This is a genomic window from Chryseobacterium cupriresistens, assembly GCF_046614675.1.
Lineage (GTDB): Bacteria > Bacteroidota > Bacteroidia > Flavobacteriales > Weeksellaceae > Chryseobacterium > Chryseobacterium cupriresistens.
In genome coordinates, this window is sequence record NZ_JBKKJT010000010.1 from 115,518 (window position 1) to 128,969 (window position 13,452).

At 36.8% G+C, this 13,452-nt stretch carries 6 protein-coding genes; 4 read left to right on the forward strand and 2 right to left on the reverse strand.

All coding sequences use genetic code 11. From position 1 onward, the window contains the following. Both ACLI50_RS20385 and ACLI50_RS20390 read right to left on the reverse strand, forming a co-directional pair. Positions 1-915: an EVE domain-containing protein gene (locus tag ACLI50_RS20385; protein WP_411414522.1), complete on the reverse strand. Its 915-nt coding sequence runs from the start codon at positions 913-915 to the stop codon at positions 1-3. Positions 916-957: 42 nt separating this feature from the next. Further along, the gene (locus tag ACLI50_RS20390; RefSeq protein WP_411414523.1) at positions 958-4,611 is read right to left on the reverse strand and encodes an MMPL family transporter; all 3,654 of its coding nucleotides are present in this window, start codon (positions 4,609-4,611) and stop codon (positions 958-960) included. A 193-nt stretch (positions 4,612-4,804) separates the two neighbouring features. On the opposite strand from ACLI50_RS20390, the gene ACLI50_RS20395 reads away from it, so the two are divergent. The 4 genes from ACLI50_RS20395 (at position 4,805) to topA (ending at position 13,437) form a co-directional block, all read left to right on the forward strand. After that, positions 4,805-5,809 carry a hypothetical protein gene (locus ACLI50_RS20395; RefSeq protein ID WP_411414524.1) on the forward strand — a complete coding sequence of 335 codons (1,005 nt, stop codon included), beginning with the start codon at positions 4,805-4,807 and terminating at the stop codon, positions 5,807-5,809. Between the two features lies 1 nt (position 5,810). Next, a complete protein-coding gene (locus tag ACLI50_RS20400) occupies positions 5,811-6,950 on the forward strand; it encodes an EpsG family protein (RefSeq protein WP_228406498.1) in 1,140 nt (379 codons plus the stop codon). A gap of 205 nt (positions 6,951-7,155) precedes the next feature. Next, positions 7,156-10,572 (forward strand): T9SS type A sorting domain-containing protein, encoded by a 3,417-nt coding sequence (locus ACLI50_RS20405; protein ID WP_202839856.1) that lies wholly within the window; start codon positions 7,156-7,158, stop codon positions 10,570-10,572. Positions 10,573-10,845: 273 nt separating this feature from the next. Then, complete coding sequence (topA, locus tag ACLI50_RS20410; protein ID WP_411414525.1) at positions 10,846-13,437, forward strand: type I DNA topoisomerase; 2,592 nt, start codon at positions 10,846-10,848, stop codon at positions 13,435-13,437. The last annotated feature ends 15 nt before the right edge of the window (positions 13,438-13,452 follow it).

Sequence of the window (13,452 nt, forward strand, 5' to 3'; positions counted from 1 at the left end):
CTATTTTAAATTAATTCCTTGTAAATATCTTTTTTGTTTTTGTCTTTTAAACCAAAATATAGGGGTTGTAATCAGGTGTAATACCAAAACGACAGGTGAGATAATCCATATCGCTGCCATCAAATATACCTTAAAGAATTTTATCAGCAATGGACGTTTCTCTTTTTTCTTGATAATCAGGTTAGACCATACTGTGAAAATTTTATTTCCAACCTTTTCTACCCGTACTAAAAAAGCACGGATTTCAATCGCTCCGTTTTTCACAAGATCCGGTTGTAAACTATTAAGGTCATTATTATTAAAATGTCTTTCAATAATCTCGCCATACTTTACAGAACCTGCAATTTCTTCATCTGAAACTCCTGCAGCGGGAAGCATTCCCGATTTTTCTTTCTGACCTGTGGTAAGCCATCGGAGAATCGTTAATACACTGGTGTAATTGTCGTGCCTGTCTACCAAAGCAATATTTCCTACGAGTTTAGCTTTCAGATCTCTTAGGTAAACCTTTAATTTTTCCTGGGAAAGCATCCACATATTTCTGGTTCCTGAGATGGTTACTACAGGAGTGTCTTTAAGGATTCGCTCTGCATAATCACTCTTTAAGAAAGAAATAATAGGAATGGATGGTGTGAGATACCATACCTGATACCCAAACAGGATAAGATCATACTTTTTGTTCAGAATTTCTTCCGAAGGAGGAAGGATTTCTTTTGGAATCTGAAGATAAGATTCAGGAAAAGTGTTGAAAAAAACATCGCCTGGCCAGGGAAAAGGAAAATCTTCCTTCAGCTGAATGTTGTAATACGTAACATCATAAGCCTCCTTTTTCGCTTCAAAAGGCTGGGCTATATTTTTCACAATATCTTCGAGTTGTCCGGTTTGTGAATAATATATGACAAGTATATTTTTCTTCATTAGTTTTCTTTAGCGTTTACAAAAGTATGTTTTTCATATTTATTATTTAGTTTTAAATACTTTTAATGATTCAGAACTAAATTTTAGTGCATAATTATCACTTTCAAACGAAGTGTTTTTTGTATTTACAAAAATGATTGTTTCGGGGAGGTCCTGAATTTCATTCATGGTAAAGTGTTCATCTGAAATCAAAAGAACATCAATCTTTTTGTTTACTTCAGAAAGGTCTTTAATATACTGTATTTTTCTTCTTTTTACCAGATAGTTATGGGCTGCCACTGCTCTTTTTTCATCATTCTGAATCAGAGAAAAAATTCTTCGGCTTGCCTGATATAGAGTTAATAAAGCATCTTTCTGTCCAAAATCCGTAGCGATATGAAGAATGTTGGCATCATGAGGAATATGTTTATTCAGTTCGAAATATACTGATTTATTGGTATTAAAGTCTTCTTTTACTTCTTTTACCACTTCATTGTCTTTATACAGGTAGCTCAGGAATAATTTCTTTTTAAAATAATTCTCATTCTCAATCTCTTCGCGCAGTCTGGCAAACTCTTCTCTGAAATAAGCATTGATCTTCTTTGTTCTCTCAGAATAGTTCTGTCCAAAACTCATGTCATCTTTGCTGATTCTGTTGCCTACTTTTACGGTAATACTTCCGTCATAGATAATGAAATCTCCTTTCGGCAGCACCTCAGAATTTCCATGGATATAGAGTGGAAGAATATCCAGCCCGAACTGTTCAGCGAGATAAAAAGCTCCTTTATGGAATCTTTTCACATCGTTGGTGTAAGAACGTTCTGCCTCAGGGAACACAACGAGTGAATATCCCTGGTCAACTTTTTCTTTCAGTTTGTCCATTCCATTCTCGATTCCCTGTGAAACGGGATAAAAGCCCAGTGCTCTTACCAGTTTTCCGAAAACAGGAGACTGATATACCCAGTCATTCACCAGATAAATGATTTTATGGGTAGCCATTGCAATAGCCAGCGTATCGAGGAAAGAAGTATGATTCGCAATGATAACTGCAGGTTTGCTGAAGTCTTCAGATGTATTTTTAATGACCTTCTTCTTTACAAAAGGATTAGAATAAAGAACGGAAGTTAAAAATCTGGCTAAAATAAGTTTGATGATATTCAGGGTCTGCCCTTTGGAATTTTTAACAAAAAAACTTCCGAAGGCAGAAAACAGCAGTCCACCTAATCCGTAATAAAGGAATGAGAATACTGACCATACAAACAATCTGAATGTGATTGGAGAAAGTCCTTTTTTCGCCCTGTTGGTAATGAATAATCTGAACCAGAAAGGATATAGGGTAGAGGTGATAATAATAACGGAGAACATTCCGATCAGGGCTACTAATGCCAGAGAATGCAATGCCGGATGTTTGGCGAATATCAAAGATCCGATGGAAAGAATTGTTGTGAAAACAGCAAGAATAATAGAAATTCTGTACGTATGTAATTCATTCTTTCCGGTAGTATGCTCTTTTTGCATAGCTTGTGTCAGGAAGATGCTGAAGTCATCTCCCACTCCAAATACCAATGTACACACTACAGTACTGAAAATATTTAATTCCAATCCCAGAAAATAAAGGATTCCGGCTGTAACAACTCCCGTTAAAACAATCGGGAACATGGTGAGAACTGTTAATTCAAAATTCCTGAAGAAAACGATGATCGTTAAAATAATGGCAAGAAGAGAATAACTGATCAGTGTATTGAAGTCCCTTTTCAGCAAACCAAGGAAATTTTCATTCATCTGCTGCCGGTCTATAGCAATGGCATCATGCTGTTTATCAATATCTTTGATGAAAGTGTCTCTTTTGTTTTCGTCTACTTTTACTACATTGGAAACGGTGTAGAAACCATTTTCGCTGCTCATGAATTCTGAAATCTGAAGCGCTTTCACTTGTTGATAATCCTTCAGGCTCAATGCAGAATAATTTTTACGCAAAGCTTCATCAAAACTGTCAAACGCGGAACTGTTGAAGCCGAATTTATTCCCGTTACTGATCAGTTCGGAAATGGCTAGGCTTTTCTTCTGGTCATTCCAGAAACGGTTCCACTGGTCAATTTTTTTCTGCTGATCCTTTTCTGAAAGAACAACGCTTCCGATAGAATTATAGCTTAAGATCTTTCCTTCTTTTTTCTCTTTGTCCAGGAAACTGCTCAATTCGGAATTTCTGGACAGTGCTTCTTCTTCAGAATTTCCATAAGAAATAGTATAAATTGATTTTGACGTAATATCAGAAAGTTTCTGCAGTTTTGCCTCACTGATTTTTAATTCTTTCGGAATATAATTCAGATCCCCGATATCTTCATTGAAACCTACATGTCTGAATCCAAACAGACAGGCAAGAATAATAATGGAACACCCAATAATCAAAGGCTTATTTTTTTCGTACGGATAAGAGCCGATCTTGTCAATGAAATTTGTGTTCAGGTGTTCTCCCTTTTCTTTTGGTTTATAAAGTTGAGGAACAATAATCAATGCTGTGATTGAAGAAAGAATCACAGTAATGGCAGCAAAAAGACCTAAGTCCTTTAATGCTTCAGAACGAACAAAAACGAGACACAAAAAGGAAACGGCTGTTGTTGCACTGCTTAATATAACAGGCTGCGTGATTTCCTTGTAAAGCTCCTCAATATTGTTGTTATGCTTATAATGGGTAAGGATGTGCAGGGCATAATCAATCGTAATTCCAATAAGAATCGCTCCTACACTGAGTGAAATAGCTGAAATCTTATCTTTAATAAAATAAAGGATTAAGAGAGCGAGCAGTACTGAAAATACGGTGGGTAGAAATACAATGATGGGAGTGAAAATATTTCTGAAATAATAGATCAGAAGGATTAAAAGAACCGTCATGGAAATGGCCACTGTATTCTGAATATCTTTTTTGATCTGCTTTGCGTTGGCTACAGCAATTACCGGAGAACCGAAATAGCTGATCTCTGTTTTTCCTTTGAATTGTTTGTTAATACCATCTTTGATGGTGTTGAGCTGATCCACAAATGCCTCATTGGCTTTCGTATCATTGCTTTTGTTTTTAGGATCAATGAAAAGCAAAAGATTTTTTCCGTCTTTGGTAACAATATAGCTGTCTTCGAGTTTGAAGTCTTTGCTGATGTTTAAAGCATTTAATTTTTTGATTCCCAGAAAAGTAAATCCAAGAGGGTCTTTTTTAATAAATTCTTTGGTTACAAGGCTTGTTGGAGAAACCAAGGAGATGTAATTATTTTCTACCTGTTTTGCAATACTGTCTTTCTGGAGTTTCTGATCAATTTCCTTATAATCATTCTCATTAAGGAATAATGGTAGATTCTGATGAACGAAATCAAAGGTTTCAGAGATTTCATTATCGTTCACTTTACCCTGAACAGAACCAATATATTTCTGTAAGGGCTCAATTTTTTTCAGGAAAGTATCTGCCGTTTCAGAAAGCTGGAAGCTGTCTTCGCCGGATCTGTTCTCGATAATAACAATAATCTTATCCGAAAAATTAAGCTGTTTAAGAACTTTTGCAGTAAGATCCGACTTTTCATTTTTGGGTATAATCTGATTGATGTCTTCCTCAAAATTGATCTTCGACGCAAAGAAAATGCATAAAGCGGCAATTCCAAGAGCTGTCAGTACAGATAGAATTTTATTTTTGGAAATCAGATAATATAAAAATATAAAAAGGCGATGCATTGCATTTAAATCAAGTCTGCAAATTTAATTTTTTAAGTATTAGTTCAAAATAGTTAGCGATAAGTTTTAACTGAAAATCAATAAAATATTCTAGGAAGAATGAAAAAATATTCTACTTTTGCAAAAGTTCCCTTTTGAAAAAATGTATTTTAAACCACCATTATTATTAAAAAAATAAGAATCTGTTTTAGATATGTTGAAAAGAAATGATGAAAAAATAAACGGATTTCTATTGGTAATAGTTCTTCCGCTTCTGTTGTTTGCCATGTCTTATTATGGATTTGAATCATCCTACACAAGACTGAAAACATCAGAGAAAACCCCTGATTTTTTATTTTCCTCCGTATATGCTTACAGAGTGATTCCCAATTATCTGAGTGTACAGATGACGGATTTGATGTACAATCTGATCAATGGTCCGCTTTCTTTCTTCAAAGATTTTTTGTCCAAAAACGGAACTCCTTTTTATCATGGGCTTTTTCTTATGAACAGCGTGTTCTTTGTTTTGTGTTCTTTGATTTTGAATGCTGTTTTCCGGATGAAATCTACAGGGCTTCTTTTGAATGTTAATGCAAGAAGGATTATTCATCTCTTATGTGTATTTTTCATTGTGATCACACAGTACGCGCCGACAAATTGTGATACCATCGCGCTCTTTTGTTATCTGTCAGGTGTATTTCTGACTCTGAAATATCTGGAAACCAGAAAAAATGTTTTCTTCTTTACCCTCATTGGACTTATCGGGATCTCTACTTTAGTAAGAGAAACAGCATGTCTGAATATAGCTTTTTTTGCAGCAGTATTTTTCAATATTGATGAGCTGAAGAAGGGAAATTATCAGGTAATCTGGAAAATTATACCGCTGGTTGCTGCTTTCCTTATTCCTTATCTGGGATTAAGAGCTGTACTTGTTCAGGATGAAACGACTTTTGTGGAAGGCTTTTATATCAACAGAAACTTTTCCAGCCCTTTCAATCTTGCAGGACTGGTCTTTGCATTAATAGTGATTTATTTTATATATGGCCTTTGTACAGAGGAAAACAAGAGTGTTTTTGGAAAATATTTTTTCTTTTCCATTCCTTATCTTCTTATGATTACTTTAGTAGGGCTTTTCTGGGAAGTGAGGCTTTTCCTGCCTTTAATTCTGACCGGACTCATCACAGCATATCATCAGTTTAAAAAAACATCAGAAAGTTAGCATGAGTTTACTACATCCATATTATATAATTGCCATCGTCTATATGCTGTTCTTCAGTGTTCAGGAGGTGTATGGAAAGAAGGTTGATAAAAAGTGGTTCTGGTTCCTTGCTGTTTACTTTATTATTATTGTTGGTTTCAGAGACAGTGTAGGCCCGGATTACGGAAGTTATAAAGGAATCTATATTTACTCCGATACCAAAAGCTATTACAGTATCTTTATGAAGATGCTCCATATGGAAGGACCGGAAACGCTGGACGTGGAATGGCTGTATACTTTGATTAATAAGATCCTTCTCAATTTTTTTGATGCACCTTTTTATATGGTAACATTGGTTATTGCTATTTTTGCGATGATCTTTAAAGTAGAATATACTGAGGATAATACTTTTTATCCCTTTACTTTTACCCTTTTCATGTTTATTCCCAATTTCTTTATCGGGGAAAGTGGGCAGATCAGACAAAACCTCGGGACTTTTATCGTGTATTTTGCAATACGGTATATTAAAGAGCGGAAACTCTGGCATTACCTGTTTTTTATATTCATAGGGTCGGGTATACACAGTGTTTGTTACTTATTCCTCCCGATGTATTGGCTGGCCCGCGTTCCGTTAAACAAAACGGTAATGCTGATTATGATTATCGGTTCTGTTTTTCTGTCCCCATTTGAAATATATAGAAGTTTCGGTGGTTTCTTAGATGGGATGGCCTCTAATAGTACACTTGTTGAAGGGTTTAATGGATATATGGATGAAACGGTACAACGACTTAATGGTGGTATCGGAATTCCAGAGGTGATGATGGCAATCCTTACTTTCTTCCTTTTCGTTTTTGATAATAAAATGAAAGAACTTTATCCTTACTATGAATACCATAGAAACTATGCTGTAATCGGGATATGCCTTTATTTTATTTTCAGAAATAACCCTATCTTCTCTTCCAGGCTGGCAGGAGCGTTTATCGGATTCTCATACATTATTATTCCGAATGCCATGTATGTGGTTTCAGGAAGAGTTAAGAATATGATCTATGCATTTATAATCGCACTGGTCGTCTTCAATTTTGTTGTCTTTTCTATATTTAATAATATCACGGCCGGGCGATTTTCGATTGACCGGTATCAAAACCATATTCTTCCTTAGAATTTTGAATCTTAAAATATAAAGACAGCTTAGGGCTGTTTTTTTTATGTAAATACCTTGTTGGTTTTTATACTGTTTATCGCGTTTTATTTTACATTATTAATAACATAATTCAAATATGTGTGTTTTTATTTGTATAATAAATCACTTTTAATAGAAATGGGCTTAATAATTGTATTCTGCTAAAGACACTAAAACCTAAGGTATGAAAAGATTAGCTGGAAAATTAGCGGCAGTCATATGCCTGATATTATTTGGAATCACTTCCAAAGGTAATATCGGAGGGAATCTTCCCTCGATTGGACATGTAAAAGCAATATGGCTTAGTGAGAATACAGACTCATTGAAACCGGTTCATGAGCCGATGAGATTATTGCTTCCAGACTGGAAAAAAGCACCTAACAGTTACATTTTTGATCCCACTCAGAACAGCGGAGGATTGCTGGTTCCCGTAAAAAAAGCTTATGCGATGTGGGAGGGTGGCGGATATCTTAACGGGAGTGGTATACCGGCAGGGACGGTAACTGCTGATGTTTTATGGGAAGATGTTCATGGACTTATAAAATCCGGATCGAATTACGCCCTTGAAATAATAGGAACAGGGCAGGATGCTAAGATTAAAGTGCCTGTTAATAAGACAAAAAAAGGAAATGCTGTGGTTGTTTTCAGGGTAGATGGTGAGATTTATTGGAGCTGGCATATCTGGGTAACGGATGATCCCACCAATGGAGTTTCCTATAAAAGTTTCAGCAACATAAAAAGAATGAGATGGGATGGAACAACGGAAATTATTCCGGACTCCGACTGGAAATGGATGGACAGAAATCTGGGAGCAATCACAAATTCTATCACGGCATCAGACTGGAACCGGAGTAACGGACTTCTTTATCAATGGGGACGAAAAGATCCAATTCCACCCCTGGTTACAAGAGGAAATGATTTTTATGAAGCTTCCGGATCGATAGGCAGAGTAAGACATAGAGGAGCCAAAAATATGACCAATGCAGTGAGTATTGATGATCTCAGAAAGTTTGTTCTGCTTTCCGCTGCAGAGGTTACCAATAATATAAGGCTTTCTGTAAAAAATCCTATGAGCCTTATTTATGTCAATAAAGATGATAACTCAGGACAGGCTTATTATAACAATAACCTCAATCTTCCGGTCAACTGGTTTGGAAAATCTACAGCGTTGCCCAATAACAGGCTTTCAGAACTCAATCTTTGGTCTGATAATGCACAAGGGAAAATTGAAACCGTTTACAATACCAATGATAAAACAAAACCTTATAGAGATAAATCTCCTTATGATCCTTGTCCCAATGGATGGCGTATCCCTTCAATGCTGGTGGCAAATCTGGCTTCTCCCTCTTATGTGGATGATATCAGAATAGACTTTTCGCCTTTCGGAGTAAAAACCAGTATGGCAAAAAATGTTTTTGAGACCAATAAATATCATATCATAAAGCCTACTGATACAGGAGTTCCCACCTTCATGACAGGATTTAGAATTTACCCTAATCTTGGCTTTGATCTTTCGGTAGTCGGCGGATTTAATATGGGGATTTTTCCCGGAAACGGACAACTTATCAGAGGGGCTCATTCAGGACAGTATAGTGATCAGCATCATATTGCATTGTGGACTGCAACTTTAGCCCGGTTGTTTGATACTTCTCCTGCTGTTACTGTAAGGGGGCTTTCTATGATTCCGGATAAAACACAGCCTGATATTCCGGACCCTAATTATCCCAATATTAAAGGACGGTATTATTATTTTCCTATGGCCGGAATGTATACTTCAGATGCAAACGGCTGCAGATGTATAAAAGATCCGCTCTACACCATTAATGATTATGATTTTCCAACAGAATATCTGCCTGCAACTGCAGAATATAACGAAGGTTTGAATAATCCGAATACCTATCAGGTTGTTAAAAGCGAAACAGGTACAACTATCGAAATTCCGGTCAGTAAAGCATTTTCTGTGCAAAGTCAGTTGCTGGATAATATTGAGATATTGAACCCTTCCAATTTTAATAATTTAAAAACTAATGTTCTCTGGACTACCAATACAGCTTTAATCAGCAGGATCTCAATAGTAAATCCTTCACCTTTATCACTACAGGATATCAGCAATTCTAAAATATCTGTAGAAATTGCTCCCAATGAAAGTGGAAATGCTGTAGTTACATTGCATAACGGCAGTGCATCTTCCCCGGTATATTGGAGCTGGCATATCTGGGTTACGGATTCTCCTGTGGGATCTTATTCTTATACTACAGAAACTCCTGCAGCAGTTACAAATTATGTGAATTATGTCAATAAAGCTGATGTTGCATTACAGACCGTTTTTATGGATCGTAATCTGGGGGCAACAGATGTTTTTCCCAACGTTGTCAATCCTCAGGCTCCAACTGCTGATGAACTGTTAAAAATCCGTGCCTCTACAGGAATGCACTATCAGTGGGGAAGGAAAGACCCTATCCCCCCATTCCAGTATGCAGATAACAGGAGTTTTTATAATGTATTTCTGGGAACTCCTGCTCCCAAGGGAGCAGTTTCGTACAGTACGCTTGATCAGTCTGACTATAATAATCTTTCAGGAAACTATATTGTACCTTACAGTACTTATGCCTCACTGTCAAATGTACAGGTAACCGATAAACCGTCAGAAAAAATCTCCAAGATCATATCCTATTCTGTGAAGAATCCTCTGGTATATATGATTCCAAGTACTTTTGCTCCTTACAACAGTACAACACCCAATTATACCAACGGTACAGACTGGCTGGCACAGGAACCCAATTTAGCTCCTGACAGATGGGGAAGAGGGGGTAAAAAATCACCTTTTGATCCTTGTCCTGAAGGTTGGAGAATTCCGGACCTTACAAATGTCGCGTTGGTTTCCGGAGCAGATTTCGGACAGACACCATGGTACAAAAAAGATAAGAATATAGCAACCTCATACAGTATTGCCACAGATTATTCAGGTATAAGAGTAAGAAATTCTGCCAATGCTACAGTAGGATATATCTTTAATAATCCGGCATATTCCATAGGAAATTATCCTGATTCCGGATCAAGAGGATTCAGAAGTGTGATGGCTAATCAAAGTGCTCAGGGAACATTTAATATGCTAAACTTTCAGTATCCTGCTGTATGGACGGCTGCTTTAAATTCAAATTATATCGGAAGATCTATTAATATGTTGTTTGATGCAGCTTCTACCACTAACAGAATGATTGTCTTTCATGACAATAATGACCCCTACTTCGGAACAGGATGCCGATGTGTGAAAATAAAATATGATGCTAATGGTAATGAAGAGGGTCCTGCATCAGGAATTTCAGTTATACCCAATAGCTATAAATTGATTAAAGAAAATGCAAAATCTACGGTGATTAATAACAAGATCTCACTCTATCCGAGTCCTTTTTCTAATATTCTTTACATCAGGGCTGCAGAAAATAAAGAGTACAAATTTGAGATTTTTAATATGCTGGGACAACTTGTAAGGTCTGGGCATTTTATCAATAATCAGACAGATCTTTCATCTTTAAACGCAGGAGTGTATTTAATAAGAATAAATAATTCTGAAGCGAATGTAAAAATTGTAAAACAATAAATAAAATAAGATACTAAAAAGCAGAATAAGACTTCTTGTTCTGCTTTTGTATGAGCCGGCATATTTCTTACATCTATTATGGCTGATGAAAAATTCTATATCAATGAATGCTGATTGTTGTATAACAGTCTAAAACCTATACTACAAAGGATTTGTTTATTCAAAAAATGAGTATTGAAAGAGAGTATAAAGCGCCCTGATTATTAAATTAAACCCTTTTAACAAAAAGTATATAATAAAAAAGCTTTACTTTTGCAAAAATTTTTAGTTAGAATGTCGAAAAATTTAGTAATCGTAGAGTCCCCGGCAAAAGCAAAAACTATTCAAAAATATCTAGGAAAGGATTTTGAAGTGAAATCCAGTTTCGGACATATCCGGGATCTTCCTAAAAAAGGAATGGGGATAGACCTTGCTACATTCAGTCCTGATTACGAAGTTTCAGCAGACAAAAAGAAACTGGTAACCGAATTAAAGGCTGCCGTAAAGAAAGCCGATATGGTATGGCTCGCTTCCGATGAGGACCGCGAAGGAGAAGCTATTGCATGGCATCTTGCGGATGAATTGAAGCTGAAGCCTGAAAACAGAAAAAGAATTGTTTTCCACGAGATTACCAAAAACGCCATTCTAAAAGCAATCGACAACCCAAGAGATATTGATCAGAACTTAGTAAATGCCCAGCAGGCAAGAAGAGTGCTGGACAGAATCGTAGGTTTTGAAATGTCTCCCGTATTATGGAAAAAAGTAAAACCGGGACTGTCTGCAGGTAGAGTACAATCTGTAGCAGTGAGGTTAATTGTTGAAAGAGAAAAAGAGATCCGTGAATTTACGCCAAAAGCAAGCTTTAAGCTGGACGGAATCTTTTTAAATAAAACAGAGCAGGAAATTGCTGCTAAGCTTAAAAAAGATTTTGAAAAGGAAGAAGAGGCTGAAAAATTCCTGGAACAGGCTAAAACTGCAGAATTTAAAGTTCTCAATGTTGAAACAAGACCAGGTACACGTTCCGCTTCAGCTCCGTTTACAACTTCCACTTTACAGCAGGAAGCTTCGTCAAGACTTGGATATAATGTGACCAATACCATGCGTCTGGCACAGAGATTATATGAAGAAGGGTTTATTACCTATATGAGAACAGACTCCGTAAATCTATCCCAGGAAGCTATTGAAGGAGCTAAGAAGCAGATTATCTCAGAATACGGTGCGGAATATTCTTCTCCAAGAAACTATACCACAAAATCAGCTTCAGCACAGGAAGCCCACGAAGCGATCCGACCTACGGATTTTGGAGTGAAAAGCATAGGAGATGCACAGCTGAACAAACTCTATCAATTAATATACAGAAGAACACTTGCTTCTCAGATGGCTAATGCCAAAATTGAAAAGACAGTGATCGAAATAGGAAATACATCATTACCGCATCATTTTGAGGCACAAGGAGAAGTTATCATCTTCGACGGTTTCCTGAAAGCCTACGGAATTGTAAAAACAGAGGACGATGATGATGAAAACAACGATAAGCTGCTGCCAAAAGTAAGCGTGGGAGAAGTTTTGAGCTATAAAACCATTACTGCTACTGAGAAGTTCACAAGACCAAGTGCAAGATATACTGAAGCTGGGTTGGTGAGAAAACTTGAAGAATTAGGGATTGGTAGACCTTCTACTTATGCGCCTACCATTCAGACTATTCAAAACAGAGAGTATGTGGATAAAAGAGAAATCGAACCACACACCCGTGAAGTGATCAAAATGTCTCTGACAAAAGATAAGATCAAAAAAGTAGTTCTTGAGGAGAAGTTTGGCGGTGATAAAAATAAATTCGTTCCTACAGATATAGGTGAAGTTGTTAATGACTTCCTTACAGATAACTTCAGGGAAATCCTTGATTACGGTTTCACGGCACGAGTTGAAGAAAGCTTTGACGAAATTGCAAGCGGTGATCAGAAGTGGAAAGAAATGATGACGAATTTCTACTCAAAATTCCACCCGAGAATTGAAGATGTAGAAGAAAATGCAGATCGTGCAACAGGAGACAGACTTTTAGGAGTAGATCCTAAGACCGGTAAAAATGTACATGCAAGAATCGGAAGATTCGGAGCAATGATTCAGATCGGAGAAACGGATGATGAGGAAAAACCAATCTTTGCTTCATTAATGACAGGGCAGAATATTGCAACCATTACTTTTGAAGAAGCGCTGGAACTGTTTAAACTGCCGTTTGACTTAAGCGAAGTTGACGGACAGCCGGTTTCTGTAGGAGTAGGAAGATTCGGGCCTTATGTGAAATGGGGTGAAACGTATATCAGTATTCCGAAAGGTGAAGATCCGCTTTCTGTAGATCAGAAACGTGCTGAGGAGATTATCAATGAAAAGAAGATTGCTGATGCTCCTATTGCAACCTATAAAGGTGAACCTGTCACGAAAGGATCCGGAAGATTCGGACCATTTATCAAGTACAAAGATATCTTTGTGAATGTTCCTAAAAGATATGATTTCGAAAACCTTTCACAAAGTGATATCAATGAACTGATTGACGCTAAATTGGAGAAAGAAGCCAACCGATATATCCAGCAATGGGAAAAAGAAAAAATCTCCATTGAAAACGGAAGATGGGGACCTTTCATCAAGTTCGGAAAAGCCATGTTCAAAATTCCAAAAAAAGCTGACGATACAAAATATGAAGCTGAGGAACTGAAAGAACTTTCTCTTGATGAGGTTAAAAAGTGGATTACAGATCAGGATCCGAAAGCTTTTGCAGAAAAGAAAAAGCCTGCAGCTAAAAAAGCAGCCACAACTAAGAAGACTACTGCAACAGCGAAAAAAACTGCAGCTAAGAAACCTGCAGCTAAGAAACCTGCAGCGAAAAAATAAATAATCCTTAAGGTT